At 68.2% G+C, this 16,084-nt stretch carries 12 protein-coding genes; 6 read left to right on the top strand and 6 right to left on the bottom strand.

The genetic code is table 11. The annotated features are described in order from the left end of the window. Positions 1 to 55: 55 nt before the first annotated feature. On the bottom strand, positions 56 to 928 hold the full coding sequence (locus DA1_RS01910) for a methylglyoxal synthase (RefSeq protein ID WP_034396509.1): 873 nt from the start codon (positions 926 to 928) through the stop codon (positions 56 to 58). Positions 929 to 1,077: 149 nt separating this feature from the next. Between DA1_RS01910 and DA1_RS01905 the strand changes: the two genes are divergently transcribed. After that, positions 1,078 to 1,980: an alpha/beta hydrolase gene (locus DA1_RS01905; RefSeq protein ID WP_034396513.1), complete on the top strand. Its 903-nt coding sequence runs from the start codon at positions 1,078 to 1,080 to the stop codon at positions 1,978 to 1,980. Between the two features lie 27 nt (positions 1,981 to 2,007). Here the strand turns inward: DA1_RS01905 and DA1_RS01900 are convergent, their stop codons facing one another. Next, complete coding sequence (locus tag DA1_RS01900; protein ID WP_062794098.1) at positions 2,008 to 3,447, bottom strand: alpha/beta hydrolase family protein; 1,440 nt, start codon at positions 3,445 to 3,447, stop codon at positions 2,008 to 2,010. A 358-nt stretch (positions 3,448 to 3,805) separates the two neighbouring features. On the opposite strand from DA1_RS01900, the gene DA1_RS01895 reads away from it, so the two are divergent. After that, positions 3,806 to 5,476: an ankyrin repeat domain-containing protein gene (locus tag DA1_RS01895; protein WP_034396516.1), complete on the top strand. Its 1,671-nt coding sequence runs from the start codon at positions 3,806 to 3,808 to the stop codon at positions 5,474 to 5,476. A gap of 68 nt (positions 5,477 to 5,544) precedes the next feature. Here the strand turns inward: DA1_RS01895 and DA1_RS01890 are convergent, their stop codons facing one another. From DA1_RS01890 to DA1_RS01875, 4 genes are all read right to left on the bottom strand, one after another. Next, complete coding sequence (locus DA1_RS01890) at positions 5,545 to 6,633, bottom strand: type VI immunity family protein (RefSeq protein ID WP_034396520.1); 1,089 nt, start codon at positions 6,631 to 6,633, stop codon at positions 5,545 to 5,547. A 38-nt stretch (positions 6,634 to 6,671) separates the two neighbouring features. Further along, positions 6,672 to 7,427: a hypothetical protein gene (locus DA1_RS01885; protein ID WP_034396523.1), complete on the bottom strand. Its 756-nt coding sequence runs from the start codon at positions 7,425 to 7,427 to the stop codon at positions 6,672 to 6,674. 305 nt (positions 7,428 to 7,732) lie between these two features. Continuing rightward, entirely contained in the window at positions 7,733 to 9,025 is a 1,293-nt protein-coding gene (locus DA1_RS01880) for a YeeE/YedE family protein (protein WP_034396525.1), read from the bottom strand. A 175-nt stretch (positions 9,026 to 9,200) separates the two neighbouring features. Further along, positions 9,201 to 10,166 carry a sulfurtransferase gene (locus DA1_RS01875; RefSeq protein ID WP_034396528.1) on the bottom strand — a complete coding sequence of 322 codons (966 nt, stop codon included), beginning with the start codon at positions 10,164 to 10,166 and terminating at the stop codon, positions 9,201 to 9,203. A gap of 204 nt (positions 10,167 to 10,370) precedes the next feature. On the opposite strand from DA1_RS01875, the gene DA1_RS01870 reads away from it, so the two are divergent. Genes DA1_RS01870 through DA1_RS01855 form a run of 4 tightly spaced genes read left to right on the top strand, consistent with a single transcriptional unit; the run spans position 10,371 to position 15,906 of the window. After that, on the top strand, positions 10,371 to 11,567 hold the full coding sequence (locus DA1_RS01870) for a multidrug effflux MFS transporter (RefSeq protein WP_034398874.1): 1,197 nt from the start codon (positions 10,371 to 10,373) through the stop codon (positions 11,565 to 11,567). A gap of 29 nt (positions 11,568 to 11,596) precedes the next feature. Next, complete coding sequence (miaA, locus tag DA1_RS01865; protein ID WP_034396531.1) at positions 11,597 to 12,586, top strand: tRNA (adenosine(37)-N6)-dimethylallyltransferase MiaA; 990 nt, start codon at positions 11,597 to 11,599, stop codon at positions 12,584 to 12,586. A gap of 16 nt (positions 12,587 to 12,602) precedes the next feature. Beyond that, complete coding sequence (locus tag DA1_RS01860; protein ID WP_034396534.1) at positions 12,603 to 13,319, top strand: ABC transporter ATP-binding protein; 717 nt, start codon at positions 12,603 to 12,605, stop codon at positions 13,317 to 13,319. Between the two features lie 19 nt (positions 13,320 to 13,338). Next, positions 13,339 to 15,906, top strand: coding sequence for an FtsX-like permease family protein (locus DA1_RS01855; protein WP_034396537.1), 2,568 nt, complete (start codon positions 13,339 to 13,341; stop codon positions 15,904 to 15,906). The last annotated feature ends 178 nt before the right edge of the window (positions 15,907 to 16,084 follow it).

The following is a 16,084-nucleotide window of genomic DNA, read 5'->3' as shown; positions in this document are numbered from 1 at the left end:
CACGGGTGTTCGCCCGCCCGCAGGCCGCAAGGCTGTCGTCTGCGCGACGAAGGTTTCAGCGGCGCATCAAGGCCGAATCGCACCAGCGCTGCGCCACGGCCGGAGAAGTGGTGCAGACCGTGTCGTGCGTCACCGTGGTCACGGCGCGCTCCAGCAGCTGGATGTCGGCCTCGTGCTGGCGCGCCACATGCGGGTCCTCGAAGAAGATCACGCGCTGGCAGCGGCGGTCCAGCACCAGGTCGGCGATCTGCGCATCGCCGCCCAGCGGGCCGCTGTTGTAGCGGTCCACCCAGGGCCGGTCCTCGGGCCAGCCACGGCTCCAGGCCATTTCGTTGAGCCTCTGGCCCGTGGTTCCCGTGCCCACGCGCCGGCCAAAGCGCGACAGCAGCTCGAAGTTGCGCGCCGCGAAGTCCAGCATGGTGGGCTTGAGCGCATCGTGGGCGATCAGCGCCAGCGTCTGCTGCGCATAGTCATGGAAGCGCTGTGCGCCCGCATCCCTGGGAAGGCCGGCATGGATGCGCTCCATCTCGATCCAGTCGCGCGCCGAGGCCACGGTGGACAGGAAGGGCTTGCCGTGGATCACGCATTGGCGCTTGAGCGCCACGGCCTCGGGGAAGATGGAGGACGGATCAACCGGGTCGGTCAGATAAATGGCGCCGTCAATCGTGCGCTCGTCGCCTTCCACGCCCACCACCTCGGCCACCAGCTTCATCAGCCCGCCTTCGCGGCCATAGGGATAGCGGCGCAGGCCCCGGTAGGACGCCAGCATGCCGGCGGCCTGGATGGCGTCGAAGGTACGGCCCACGGCATGCAGGCCCAGCTGCAGCTCGCGGATGCCGGACTCGCAGGCGCGCAGCCAGCCGAACAGTGCGGCATCCTCGGTTTGGTGGTGGATTCGGTTGGCGGCCAGGCCCAGGCGTATCGGCATACAGGTTCACTCATCAACAGTAGGGAGAGGTCCGCATCGCCTTGTCGGCCCGCGAACCAGCGGCAAGAATAGCGCCAATCCATGACAGCGCCGGCCCGCAGGGCAGCGGCGCTGAACTTTTGGCCGGCCCGTGCATCCATTGTTGCGTCATGCCCTCAATGCTTCCCTTTCTGTGGCCCCGAAGGCGCCTGCACCGGATCACGGCGGCGCTGGGCGTGGCGGCGCTGCTGGCGGCCAGCGGCTGCTCCGTGCTGGACACCAAGCAGCGCGAATGGATCTTCCAGCCCAGCGACCGCAGCTGGCCCGGCGCCAACACGGCCGGCATGGAAGATGTCTGGATCGACATGCCAGCGCAGGACGGCGCCCGCCTGCATGCGCTGTGGCTGCCCCAGCCGGCCACGGCCGGCAACGCCCCCGTGCTGCTGTACCTGCATGGCGCGCGCTGGAACGTTGCCGGCTCCTCGCCGCGCATCCGGCGGCTGCACGAACTGGGCTTTTCGGTGCTGGCCATCGACTACCGGGGCTTTGGCAAGAGCAGCGCCGGCCTGCCGTCCGAGGAATCGGCCGCCGAGGACGCACGCGCAGGCTGGGACTGGCTGGGCCGGCACGCTCCGGGCCGGCCGCGCTTCATCTTCGGTCATTCGCTGGGCGGTGCCATCGCCATCGACCTGGCGCGCAGCGTCCAGGATGAGGCCGGCGTCATGGTCGAGGCCACCTTCACCAGCATTCCCGACGTGGTCCGCAGCTTCCGCTGGGGCTGGCTGCCCGTGGGGCCGCTGATCACGCAGCGCTTTGCCTCCATCGACAAGGTGGCCGGCATAGGCTCGCCGCTGCTGGTCGTGCACGGCAGCGCCGATCCGCTGATCCCCGCCACGCTGGGCCGCCAGCTGTTCGAGGCGGCCAGCGAGCCCAAGCGCTTCGTGCTCATCGAAGGCGGCAACCACCACAACACCCAGTCGCGCGCCATGGAGCAATACCGGCAGGCGCTGGACGAGCTGTTCGGGCTGCGCCTGCTCGCACAGGCGCCCACAGCGCCAGCAAGCCCGCGCTGAGCGGCGCAGCCTGCGCCGCCTTCCGCGCTACGGGCAGCTTGCCGCGTTCTGCGAGATCACGGCGCGCAACTGCCGCGTGGTGGTGCTGTCATCCGGGCCCAGCGTGTTGCGCGTGTAGCGGCAGCCATAGGTGGGCGCGGCCACCGTGGCGGCCGTCTGCACATCGTCACCGCCCGGCTTGGCGCCGCCCTGCTCCCACTGCACCATGGCATCGAAGGCTTCCACCTGTTCGGCCACGGTGAAGTCGCAGTGCGATGCGCCGCGGATGGCGCGCTGCACCAGCCACTGGCTCCGGCCCTTGTCGGCCACGCGGCGCTGGTAGATCTGCTCCATGCTGAAGGGCACATACAGATCGCCCAGCGTATGCAAGGTCACCACGGGGATGTTGATATCGCCGGAAGTCACGGGAATCCAGCGCAGGCCGTCGCGGCGCGGCCGGTTGGCATCGGGCGCGGCCGTGCGCTTTTGCGCGGTGGCATTGAGCGCGGCCGAGGCCGCGGCATCCCCGTCGATGCGGTAGGTGAAGCGGTTGGTGTCGGCCACGTTGCGGTTCAGGATGCCGTTGACCGAGCCATCGCTGCCGAACACGCCCCAGACCGGCGCGAACGAGCCGCCCACGGCCACGCCCAGATCGAACAGCGGGCGCGGGCCACCCGTGAGGTTCTGGATGACCGACAGATAGGCGCGCCCCGTTGCGGTGGGAGCCGACGGAAAGGTGGTGAACAGGGCCGAGGTCACCTGGCCCTGGATGGCGGCCCACTCGGTGACAGGGCGCTGGGCCACGCCGGCCATGGCCTGCGCGGTGACCTGGGCCGCGGCGAAGTAGTCGAACAGTTCGGTATCTCCCGTCACGCCGCACATGGGCACGGCGCCCTGGTAGCGCACCTTGTTCCTCGCGGTGGCCTGGGCCTCGGCCTCGATGGCAGCCGCCGTGACATGGCCGCCCATGGAATGGCCGGTGATGTACAGGCGCTGCGGCTGCGCCAGCGGCCGGCCGTGGGATGCGGCCAGGCGGTTGAAGGCCAGCGCCAGCGCATTCGTGTCCTCCACGCCGGCGCGCACGTCGTAGTAGTTCTTGCTGTAGCTGGACGCCGCCCAGGCATAGCCGTTCTGGATCAGGTAGCGGCGTATGGACGGATTGGTGACGTTGAGCGCACTGCCCTCGCCCGCATAGCCGTGGGCATACATCACCAGGCGGCCATTCCAGTTGGCCGGCACCTCGATGCGGTAGGCCGCGCCTTCCAGCACACCGGCCCAGCGGCTGGTGCTGGCGTTGTCGACCACATCGCCCGAAGCGGCGGCCAGCGCGTCGAAGCTGGTGGCCGAAGGATTGGCCGGCGCAAAGCTGCGGCCGTCCTGTGCCCGCGTCTCCTCGGGCGCATCACCGTCCCCCCCGCCGCAGGCCGCAAGGCCCGTGGCCGCCAGCAGACCGAGATACTTCCAACGATTCCAACGCAGGGCTCGCATAAGACTGTCTCCTTGGGATGAAGGTGTTGAGGGAAACGCGCGCAAAAAATCAGGTTCAAGCGGGATTGCCGACGCAGCCTATGCCAGACGGCAGGGCGGGCATGCCGGTAGGAACCCGCAAGCACGGCCCCCGGGCTGTCACCCACATGACTCCTGCCTTGCGCTAACATCCGCGCCTGCGGTGCAGGCCGCACCCGGACCCGCGGGAAGGGTTGAACCCACCTGTATGCGCCCCTGCGGCGCGTTCTTTCTTGCCACATGCCTTTGTGCTGCCAGATTGCGGGTCGTTGGCCTCAGGGGCCTGCTCACACGGATCCAGGGATCCGTGTGAACAGGCCCCTTGCATGGAGGTACTCCTGTGAAACGCATTCCCGCCCGGCCCGACATGGGCCACCTCAAGAAACAGGCCAAGCAACTGCTGGCCGCCTATCGCGCAGGCTCGGCCCAGGCCATGGAGTCCCTGCGCTCCCACCTGCCAGCGGCCAAAGGCCTTGCCGATGAGGCGCTCGCCGCCAAGGACCTGCTGCTGCACGACGCCCAGTCCTGCGTGGCGCGCGAGCACGGTTTCGCTTCATGGAGCGAGCTGTCAGGCTACGTCGAGGCATGCCAGCGCCTGGCGGCGGACCCCGAGAAATCCCGGCTGCACTGGCTGGCCCTGGTCTATGCCGGCGATGTGGCGGGCGGCACGCACCGCGCACAGCCCGCGCTGGCCCGGCGCCTGCTGGACGAGCGGCCGGAATTGGCGGGCAGTGATGGCAGTGATCCCTGGGTGGCCTGCGCCACCGGCAATCTGGCCGTGCTGCGCGAGGCCGGGCGCAACGACCCCGACTGGCTGCGCCGTGCAGGCGGGCCGTTGGCGCTGCCGCCGCTGATGGCCGTCACCCATTCCTGCCTGCTGCGCCTGCCCGAATTCACCGAGCACCTGCACGCATGCGCGCGCTGGCTGCTGGACGCGGGCGCAGACCCGCTGCAGACCATAGGCAACCGCTGGCCACCCGCCTCGCTGCAGGCCCCCTCCGATACCGAGCGGCTGTCGGCCCTCTATGGCGCAGCAGGCCAGAACCATGATGCGCAACTGACGCAGATGCTGCTACAGGCCGGCGCCGACCCCAACGATGGCGAATCGCTCTACCACTCGCTGGAAGGCACGCCCGCCAGCCGCGAATGCACGCGGCTGCTGCTGCAAGCCGGCGCACGCGTGGACGGCAGCAATGCCCTGTTCCGCGTGCTGGACCTGGACGATGTGCAGGCCCTGCGCCTGCTGCTGGACCACGGCGCCGATCCGAACGAGGACAACGGCCAGGGCGAATGGGGCCGCCCGCTGCTGTGGGCCATCCGCCGGCGCCGCTCGCCCGCCCATGTGCAGGCGCTGCTGGATGCCGGCGCCGATCCGTCGGTCCGCACGCCGCAGGGCCTGAGTGCCGCTGCACTGGCGCGGCGCTTTGGCCTGGCCGACGTGGCCGCCCTGCTGGAACAGGCGGCGGGCAGCGAGCCCACTACGCCGCAGGAGCAACTCCTGGCCGCCTGCGCCGTGGGCGACGCAGCACAGGCCCGCCGTCTTGCCGCAGCCCACCCCGGGCTGCTCAAGGGCCTGGCGCCCGAACAACTGCGCATGCTGCCCGAACTGGCGGCCCTGGGCTGCATGGACGCCGTGCGCTGCATGGTGGAACTGGGCTGGCCCATCGCCGCGCGCGGCGGCGACTGGGATGCATCCGCACTGAACCAGGCCGTGTTCCGTGGCGATGCCGCCTTGGCGCGCTTCCTGCTGGAGCACGGCGCACAGTGGACCGAACGCCACGCCTATGGCGACAACTGCGCAGGCACCCTGTGCTGGGCATCGCTGAACCGGCCCGAATCCACGGAACCCAGCGGCGGCGACTGGCTGGGCTGCGCCCAGGCCCTCATCGACCACGGCATGCCCCTGGCCAGGCCCGACCCCGAAGTACCCGGCTGCGTGCTCATTGACGGAAGTCGGCAGCGGTATCCGGAGGAGATCGCGGATCTGCTGCTGGGGGTTGACGCGGACTAGGTCCGCCCGACCCGAAAACCCGTCCTGCCGGCTGGCCCGGCAGGATTCAGCTGCAGGGCCTGCATGGGTCAGAACAGATCAAACCGGCTCATGTAGGCATCGCATGCCAGCAGCCACGCATGTTCATCATTGGACCCCGAAGGCGGCGGGCCGATGAAGTTGTTGAGCCGGGATCTGGCGCGCAAAGGTTTGAGCAGGCGCGCCGCCTCGCCAAAGGCGGGCAGCGTCAGTCCTTGATCCATATCCCCCAGACCAGGAAAGTCTCCCGCACGGATTCCCAGGCAGTTGCCTACATCCCCGGCCGAAAGATACTGGCTAGCCTCCACCTGCTTTCGTACGGCCTCCCTCCCGCCGAGCTTTTCCAGCAATGCATCACTGACAAAACTGAGCCAGTTGATGCTGTACATGGCGTTGTTGAAGTCATGGCTCATCAACGCAAGACTGCCCAGGGCATTCAAGCCTGGAAAACGCTGCAGATAGGGGTACAGCATCTGCTGGCCCTTGCCATCGGGATCGATATTGCGCTCCTCCACTGCAGGCATGACACCCCATCCGGCAATGGCCCAGAAAGGCTGCATAAACTCCACCACCTGGGTGGTAATGCGGCCCACATTGTTTTCGGGCAGCTGATCCAGGACCCACCATGCAGGAAATGCCATGCGAATGAAAGACATGGCAGGGCCTATGCCAGGCGTCGTATATCTGTCATGCCCCCAAATACCTTCGTCATTCTCAATGCGACAGTAAAGGCGAAAGTCTTGCGCATTATTCTCCCACACCTCAGGGGGATTTGGCTTACCCGAAGCCATATGAAATATCAGTGCATAACCTTTAGGATTGTCCAGGCTTTTTTGCTGCTTTGCAGTCAGCTTCTTTTGTGCCATCGCACTAGTCAGCATGGCTGGCATTCCGTCATACCAATAAACCAGCCGCTCCTTCCCTACGGCCTCACAAAAAAGATCAACCACTTTCCATGCACGCTCACGCACAGCCATGGAATCCCCCTCATGGAACACCATTTCAATGGTCCAGCCGGCTCTTGCACAGACATCACCGAACTGATTGCACAGCACCAGCGCCTTGAGAATATCCATCGTCGCCACGGTGGCTTTTTGCAGCTCTCTGGTGCTCAAAGGTTTTTTGAAATCTTTTGCCATATCAACCCTCCATATTTCGCTATACCGAAGCCATCGCCTCAAAAGGACAACCCGAGGACTCTTGCCAGTGCGGTCCCTACCGCACCAACACCTCGCAGTGCCCTCCCCAGTGCGGATGCACCGGCCGCAGCCCCGACCGCCGCCGCCGTATCCTTGTTCACCCGCTCTGCCAAAGAGATGGCCTTTTCCCTGTTGGCCTGCCATCGCGCTGCCTGGTTCAACACACCTTGGTTCGACTTTTCTCCATCGCCGTCGCACGCACAACTTCTTGCATCCAAGGCTTTCTTGAGAAACTTGTCTCCAAAAAGGTGCGTATAGGCCTGAAGCTGTGTCTTGCCGTCTGGCCCTTCAGCATTGGAAAAGCCATCCCCCGGAAACTTCATCTCATAGACCCGCTGCACGTTGTCCAGCACAGGCGGCAGGCGCGGGTTCTTCACCACGACCACATCGGGAATGCGCGAGCCCGCAGGCCGGCTGCGCGTGCGGCGCACGGGCTCGTTGCGCGACATGACAGGTGCTCTGTTCAGGTACGGCACTTCCTGCTTGTAGTAGCCCCGGTAGCCTTCAAACCCATCGGCCTGCATGACCACGCCGGCCACGCAGCGCTGGCCCAGGCCGCCGGTCATGCAGCAGCAAAACAGCTCGCACAGCGCCCTGCGGTCCAGTTCATTGTCGAAGTCCCGGGTACCGCATACCTTGTTGAAGCCCACAAGCACGACAGCCTTGCACAGGTCCCTGGACCGCTTCAGGCGATTGAGGGCAATGAAGGCGGGGACCAGTTGCCCGCAGCTCATGTATCCGAGCGGATGGCCGGTGGCCGCTCCACTGCCCCATTCAACTCCTGGAAACGCCCTGCGCGGCCCAATGGCGCATGGATGTCGATCCTGAATGTCATTGGCTCCTTCGCCTTTGAAAGGCGCTCCCTTCTTTCTGAAGGAAAAATAATAGGAGCAATGAATTGGGCAGGTAAATCCTATTTTCCAGACATTTCCAGGAATGACCTGCCCGCAATTGCCAGCGGTCTCCTCTGAAAACTGGCAGAAAAAATCCTAGGACAGACAATGGCCAGAAAGCCTGTTTCAGGCGCCGCTCTCGCCTGTCACTCGGCCATCATCTCCTCCTGCAGGTCAAAGCCCCGCACTCCCGCACGCTCGTGCAGCCAACGCCGCAACACAAACCCCAACCACAGCGCCGTGAAAACAGCCGCGCCAAAGACCCAGCCCGACAGCGCACCCGCCATGCTGCCCGACAGCAGCGTGCCAATGGTGCAGCCCAGCCCCGTCATGGCGCCCCAGCCAAGCAAGGCGCCACCGGCCAGGCCGCGTGCCGCATCGCGCCAGGTGGGGCGGCGCGGCGTCCACTGGCGGCTGGCCACGGCAGCGCCCCAGGCGCCGGCCACCAGGCCCAGCAGCAGCACGGCATGGGGCGTGAGCAGGCTGTTGAGTACGGCCGTGGCGCATCCGCTCAGGGTGTCGAGGCCATGCAGGCGCTCGGGCACCCAGCCGCCCGCCTGGGCCCAGCCGCGCACGGTGCTGCCCAGCGTGGTGGTCACGCCCAGCGGCCGCATGCGCACGATGGCGGCGGCCGCGATCAGGCCCACGGCCAGGCCGCCCAGCGCGGCGTTCCAGCGGCCTTGCCACAGCGACAGCCACAGCTGGCGCAGGCCCGGTGGCTGCGCCGGTTCTGCCGCAGGCCGTGGCTGTGCGCGGCCCGAGCGCCCATGAATGCGCCAGACCCAGGCCGCCAGCAGGCCCAGCACGGCCAGTTGCAGCGCCAGCGCGCCGCCATAGCCCAGATGGGCCGGCAGCCAGATGACGGGCGCATCGGCAATGGCCAGGCTGTAAAGCGGGTTCCAGCTGCGAAACCCCAGCACGAAGCCCAGGCCCGTGCCGACCAGGGCAAACGGCGCCACGGGCGATCCCTCGCCCAGCCGGTACCAGTGGGCGCTGATGCACGAGCCCGAGACGGACATGCCCGCTCCAAAGGCCAGGCCCGCAAGGACCAGCACCCAGCTCACGGGGCCTATGTGCATGTCGGGCGGCAACTGGCCCGGCTGGGGCACGGCCACCCAGCTGCCCAGCACCACGGTCATGCCCGCCGATCCCACGGCCAGCGCCAGCAGGATGGAGAGCACGCCGCGCGGGTCGCCGAACTCGAACCAGTCGCGCGCATGGCAGTAAAAGCAAAAGCGCGAGCGCTGAAGCACCAGCCCCAGCAGCAGGCCCAGCGCCAGCGCAAAGACCAGGGTGCGCCCGCCGCCTTGCAGCTGCAGCTGCGCCGCCACAGGCCAGGCTGCGGCCAGCACGGCGGCCAAGGGCAGCCATCTGGTCCAGTCCCTTGCCCTGTGCCTGCCATTCACGTTCTGCGTGTGCTCACCGGTCACGCTTGTCATTCCTGCCTCCTTTGTTGCCATCCACGCATAAAAAAAAGGGGCCCGCAGTCTGCGGGCCCCAAAGGAGCCGAGCTTTTGCCAAAGCCACTCGTCACCACCCCTGATCCGTCGAACCAAGAGCACCGACACCCCTCGCCCGGCCCCCGCCTTCAAGACAGGTTGATCGACTGCAGGATCATTTCGCGGCCCAGACCGTGCCGGCCGGGTTGTTGATGGGCACACCCACGGAGTTGCCGTACTCGGTCCACGAGCCGTCGTAGTTGCGCACCTGGTAGCCCAGGATCTTGGACAGCGCAAACCAGGTGTGGCTGGAGCGCTCGCCGATGCGGCAGTAGGTGATGACGGGCTTGCTGCCGTCGATGCCCACGCCCGCATAGAGCTTCTTGAGTTCTTCGGCGGACTTGAAGCTGCCGTCCTCGCGCACGGCCTGCCCCCAGGGCACGTTGACGGCGCCGGGGATGTGGCCGGCGCGGATGGCCAGCTCCGGCACGCCGGCCGGGGCGAAGACCTTGCCCTGGTATTCGTCGGCCGAGCGGATGTCGACGAGCTTGGCGTCGCTGCGCCCTTCGGCCGAGGCCAGCGCATCGGTCAGGCGCGCGCGCAGCGCGGTGTTGACCTTGCCCACGCGGTAGGTGGTGGCCGCATATTCCGGGGCGCGGTTGTTGAGGGGGCGGTTCTCGGCCTCCCACTTCTTGCGGCCACCGTCCAGCAGCTTGACGTTCTGCACGCCATAGATGTCGAAGACCCAGGCGCCCCAGGCTGCGAACCAGTTGTTGGTATCGCCGTACAGAACGACCGTGTTGCCTTCCTTCACGCCGGCCTGCGACAGCAGCTTCTCGAACTGCTCCTTGCCCACGATGTCGCGGCGCACCTTGTCATTGAGGTCGTTGTGCCAAGAAAAGTTGACGGCGCCCGGCACATGGGAGCGTTCGTACAGGCCGGGGTTGACGCTGACCTCGACGATGCGCACATCGGCGCGGTTGAGGTTGGCCGCCAACCATTCGGTGCTGACCAGCGGGCCTTCGGGCACAGGCGCATTGGCATGGGCCGCACCACCGACCAGGGCCACGCCCCACAGCAGGGTGCACGCCCCCTGGCGCAGCGCGGCGGGAAGGGAGGAGAAAGCGGTCAGCGTTGCCATTGCGGTCCTTTGTTCACAGTTGCGTTGATCGGGTTGATTCCTCTGCAATGCAATGTAGGCAGGGCTCGGCCGGTTCCCAACTGCGCAATCCGCAGATGGATATGCACCGCCGGAACATGGACAGCGGCCCCCCTTGTTCTCTGCTACCCTCGGTCGCCTATGTCAGCGCCCCTGTCTCCCGCCGCCGCGCAAGCGCAGCCGGCCATGTCCCCCGTCCTGGTCGTCGTCCTGCTCGGCCTGCTGCTGGGACTGCAGCCGCTGGCCACCGACCTGTACCTGCCGGCCCTGCCGTCGATACAGGCGGCCTTCTCCACCCAGGTGTCCCAGGTGCAGCTCACGCTGACGGCGTTCCTGCTGGCCTTCGGCTGCTCGCAGCTGGCCTGGGGGCCGCTGTCCGACCGCTTCGGGCGCCGGCCCATCCTGCTGGCGGGCATGTCCATCTACGTGCTGGCCGCGCTGGGCAGCGCCAGTGCCGAGACCATGGAGTCGCTGATCGCCTGGCGCGCGCTGCAGGGGGCATCGCTGGGCGCCGGCGTGATGTGTGCACGCGCCATGGTGCGCGATCTGTTCGCACCGCACCTGGGCGCCCAGGTCATGTCCAAGGCGCTGACCGGGCTGGGCGTGATCGCCTTCCTGAGCCCCGTCAGCGGCAGCCTGCTGGTGGATTCGCTGGGCTGGCGCTCGACCATGCTGGCCCAGGCCGTGATGGGTGCGCTGGCCCTGCTGCTGGTGGCCCTGCGCTTCACGGAGACACTGGCCCGCACCAATCCCACGGCGCTGCAGCCGCTGGCCCTGGCGCGCAACTGGATCACCATCTTGCGCCACCCGGGATTCCAGTCCTACCAGTTGCTGACCTGCTGCACCTATGCGGCCCTGTTCACCAACCTGGCCGCATCTTCCTTCACCTATATCCATGTGCTGGGCGTGAGCCGCACGGGCTACGGCCTGCTGATGGGCAGCAATGCGCTGTGCTACATCGCGGGCACCTTTCTGTGCCGCTGGCTGCTGCAGCGCATGGATGTGCGGCGCGCCGTGCAGATCGCCGGGCTGGCAAGCCTGCTGTCGGCCACGGCCATCGGCATTGCGGCGCTGGCCGATGCGCGCAGCCTCTGGGCCTATGCCCTGCCCTTCTATATCTTCCAGATCGCCCATGGCGTGCACATGCCCTGCGGCCAGAGCAATGCCATCGCGCCCTTCCCGCAGTCGGCGGGCACGGCCTCGGCGCTGAACGGCTTCACCATGATGCTCATCGCCTTTGCCATGGGACACTGGCTGGGCCTGCACCTGGACGGCCAGTCCACCCGGCCCATGGCCTTCGGCATCTGGTTCTGGGGCGTGTGCACGGCCCTGGTCGCCTGGGGGCTGGTGCGCCGCCATGGCCGGGCCGATGGCCACCGCTGATTCCACTTTCCTGCGTTCCCGTTTCTCGAATGTCCAACGCTTCCCCGCTCCCCTGCCTGGCCATCGCCGGCCCCACCGCTTCCGGCAAGACCGCTGCCGCCTTGGCCCTGGCCAGGCTGCTGGCCGAACGCGGCCAGGCCGCAGAAATCATCAGCGTGGACTCGGCCCTGGTCTATCGCGGCATGGACATCGGCACGGCCAAGCCCACGCCCGAAGAACTGGCTGCCTGCCCCCATCACCTGATCGATATCCGCGACCCGCTGCAGGCCTACAGCGCGGCCGAGTTCGTGCAGGACACGCAGCGCCTGGTGGCCGAGATCCGCGCGCGCGGCGCCCTGCCGCTGCTGGTGGGCGGCACCATGCTGTATTTCAAGGCCCTGCAGGATGGCATTGACGACATGCCGGCCGCCGACCCCGCCGTGCGCGAGCGGCTGGACGCCCAGGCCGCGCAGATCGGCTGGCCCGCCATGCATGCGCTGCTGGCCCAGGTCGATCCCGCCACGGCAGCACGCCTGGCGCCGGCCGACAGCCAGCGCATACAGCGCGCGCTGGAGGTCTGGCATGTGTCGGGCAAGCCGCTGTCCAGCTTTCATACGCGGGCGGGCAAGGATGCGGCACAGGGCCTGATCAGCCCCGGCGGTTTCTTCTCGCTGGAGCCGCAGGACCGCGCCTGGCTGCATGCGCGCATCGCCCAGCGCTTCGACGCCATGCTGGACGCCGGCTTCATCGACGAGGTGCTGCAGCTGCGCGCGCGCGGCGACCTGCACCTGGACCTGCCCTCCATCCGCTGCGTGGGCTACCGCCAGGCCTGGGAATCGCTGGACGGCCTGTACTCCATGAACTCGCTGCGCGAACGCGGCATTGCCGCCACGCGCCAGCTGGCCAAGCGCCAGATCACCTGGCTGCGCAGCATGCCCGCCCGCCATGCCATTGCCTGCGATGCGCCCGATGCCCAGCAGCAACTGCTGCAGGCAGCGATGGCCGTGGTGGCCGCATCAACCCAGGCCCGCAACGGCTGAACAGGAAACCGCCTTCATGACTGCCGCGCCCCGGGACAACACGCCACTGACTCAGCCGCCGCTGCTTCAGGTCCAGGGCCTGGCACGGCGCTACCGCAACGACGGCGGCACGGAAACCGCCGTCTTCGAGAACGTGGACTGCAGCGTGGCGCGCGGCGAGTTCGTGGCCATCGTGGGTGACTCGGGCGTGGGCAAGTCCACCTTTCTCAACTGCCTGGCCGGGCTCGATGAGTGGCAGCAGGGCCGCGTGCTGCACGAAGGCCAGGACCTGTCGGCCCTGGATGAAACCGGCCGCGCGCTGTGGCGGCGCAGCCATGTGGGCTTCGTGTTCCAGGCCTTCCATGTACTGCCCCATCTGGATGTCTGGCACAACGTGGCCCTGCCGCTGATGCTGCTGCAGCGGCTGGATGCGGCGGGCCGCCAGCGCGTGCAGCAACTGCTGCAGGCCGTCGGGCTGCAGGGGCTGGAGCAGCGCCTGCCCTGGCAGCTCAGCGGCGGCCAGCTGCAGCGCGTGGCCATTGCACGCGCCCTGGTCCACGAACCGGCCCTGCTGCTGGCCGACGAGCCCACCGGCAACCTGGACCCCGGCACGGCCGCACAGGTCATGGAACTGCTGCTGCAGCAGACCCGGGAACACCAGGCCGCCCTGGTGCTGGTCACGCACTCCATCGAGGCCGCTCGCCGTGCCGATCGCGTGCTGCGCCTGACCGCACAGGGCATGCAGCCCGCCTAGCGCCAAAGATTGCCCGCCCATGCTCGCCCTGCTTCGCACCTTTTCCTGGCAGGAGCTGCGCCAGCATCCCTGGCGCACGGCCACCGCCCTGCTGGCCATCATGCTGGGCGTGGCGCTGGGCTTTGCCGTGCATGTGATCAACCAGTCCGCGCTCGATGAGTTCTCGCGCGCCGTGCGCACGGTCAGCGGCCAGCCGGACCTGGAGCTGCGTGCCATGCAGGGCGGCCTGCCCGAATCGCTGTATGGCCGCGTTGCGCAGCAGCCCCAGGTCAGCCTGGCCGCACCCTGGATCGAAGCCACGGCCCTGGCCGGCACCGCCACGCCGGTGCAGTTGCGCGTGCTGGGCGGCGATGCGCTGCGGCTGGCGCCCGTGGCGCCTGCGCTCATGCCCCGGCTGTTCGATGGCGGCGGGCGGCTGGACCTGTTCGCGCCCGATGCGGTCTTCCTCAATGCAACGGCACTCGAAGCCCTGGGCCTGACGCCGGAGCAGGCGCGGCACACGCCCCTGCCATGGCAACTGGGCGGGCGCGCGCAGACCCTGCGCATCGCGGGCACGGTGGCCGCATCCGGCCCGCCGCTGGCCGTGATGGACATCGGCGCGCTGCAGGACAGCCTGCAGCGCTGGGGCCAGGTGGACCGCATCGATGTGCTGCTGGCCGAAGGCGCCACGCGCGAGTCCCTGCTGGCCGAGCTGCGCCGCCTGCCCGACTGGCCCGCCCAGGCCCTGGCCAGCCGCCCCGGCGACGACCAGCAGCGAATTGCCGAGATGTCGCGCGCCTACCGCGTCAACCTCACGGTGCTGGCCCTGGTGGCGCTGTTCACGGGGGCGTTCCTGGTGTTCTCGGTGCTGGCGCTCAGCGTGGCCCAGCGCGCGCCGCAGTTCGCCCTGCTGGCCGTGCTGGGACTGACGCCGCGCCAGCGCCTGGGCCTGGTGCTGCTGGAATCGCTGCTGCTGGGCATTGTGGGCAGCGCGGCCGGCATTGCGCTGGGCGCGGGCCTGGCCTGGCTGGCCCTGCACCTGCTGGGCGGTGACCTGGGCGGCGGCTACTTTGCCGGCGTGCAGCCTGCACTGCAGTGGAGCGCCGGCGCCGCGCTGACCTTTGGCCTGCTGGGTGTGGCCGCCACCGTGGCTGGCGGCTGGTGGCCGGCGCGCCAGGCGATGGAGTTGCCGCCCGCCGCCACGCTCAAGGGCCAGGGCGCGGGCTCCGAACGCGCGGCGCGCGGCCTGCCGGCCCTGCTGCTGATGGCAGCCAGCGTGGCCCTGGCCTTTGTGCCGCCCGTGGCCGGCATTCCCCTGGCCGCCTATGCCGCCGTGGCCCTGCTGCTTCTGGGCGGCATGGCCGCCCTGCCCTGGCTGCTGGGCCAGCTGTTGCGCCTGGTGCCGCAATCGCTGCTGCGCCAGCCGTTGGCCCTCCTGCCCGTGGAGCGCGCACGGCGCATGCGCCGCAGCACCACCGTGGCCGTGGGCGGCGTGGTGGCCAGCCTGAGCCTGGCCGTGGCGCTGACCGTGATGGTGGCCAGCTTCAGGGACAGCATGATCGCTTGGCTGGACGCCGTGCTGCCCGCCCCGCTGTACCTGCGCACGGCCGGCAGCGCAGGCCGTGCCGATGCCGCGCCCCTGCCTGCCGATCTGGCCGCGCGCATTGCCGCCCTGCCTGGCGTGCAGCGCGCCCAGCCCATGCGCAGCACCAGCCTGTGGCTCAGCCCGGATCGCCCTGCCGTCAGCCTGCTGCTGCGTCCGCTGCATGGCCCCCAGGGCCAGCAGTTGCCGTGGATACAAGGCCCCGTGCAAGCGCCCGCTGGCAGCACGCCCGTCTATGTCAGTGAAGCCGTGGCCCAACTCTATGGCGTGCGGCCGGGCCAGGAGTGGCCGCTGCTGGCCCAGGCCCTGCCGTCGGAAGATTCCCGCGTGTTTGTGGCCGGCATCTGGCGCGACTATGTGCGCCAGTTCGGCGCCATCGCCATGGACTGGGACGACTACCAACGGCTTGCCGACGGCAGCGCCACCACGGCAGGCCCCACCGAAATCGCCATCTGGCCGGACGGCGACGACACGGCCACGGCGCAACAGCTTCAGGCGCGCATCCAGTCCCTGCTGACCGGGCCGGGCGCCGCGCAGGCCCTGGAGTTCGCCAGCAGCGGCGCGCTGCGCGAGCGCTCCATGCGCATCTTCGACCGCAGCTTTGCCGTGACCTACTGGCTGCAGGCCGTGGCCATCGGCATCGGCCTGTTCGGCATCGCGGCCAGCTTCAGCGCCCAGGTGCTGGCACGGCGCAAGGAATTCGGGCTGCTCGCCCACCTGGGCCTGACGCGGCGCGACATCCTGGCCGTGGTGGCTGGCGAAGGCATGGCCTGGACCACGGCAGGCGCCATCGCCGGCAGCCTGCTGGGCCTGGGCGTGGCCGTGATCCTGGTGCACGTGGTGAATCCGCAAAGCTTTCACTGGACCATGGAGCTGTCCCTGCCGTGGCCCCGCCTTTTGGCGCTGGCTGCCAGCGTGATCGCAGCAGGCACGCTGACGGCCTGGCTGGCCGGGCGTGCGGCTGCAGGGCGCGAGGCAGTGCTGGCGGTCAAGGAGGATTGGTAAACCCCATCCCTCCGCGTAAACCGATAGCCTGCTAAAAATGAAAACGCATAATCAATTGTTAATTTTTCTTACAAGAGAATCATTTTCTATCTGATCATTTGCCCGACTTCGGCAGTGCTGCGCCCTATCCACGGGGGTGCCTGCCTCTACAAAAATCAGACAGGCGCATTGCCGTCTG

Origin of the sequence: Delftia acidovorans NBRC 14950 (genome assembly GCF_001598795.1) — a bacterium.
GTDB lineage: Bacteria > Pseudomonadota > Gammaproteobacteria > Burkholderiales > Burkholderiaceae_C > Comamonas > Comamonas acidovorans.
The sequence above is the reverse complement of the archived record's forward strand: the minus strand, read 5'-3'. Positions and strand labels throughout refer to the sequence as shown.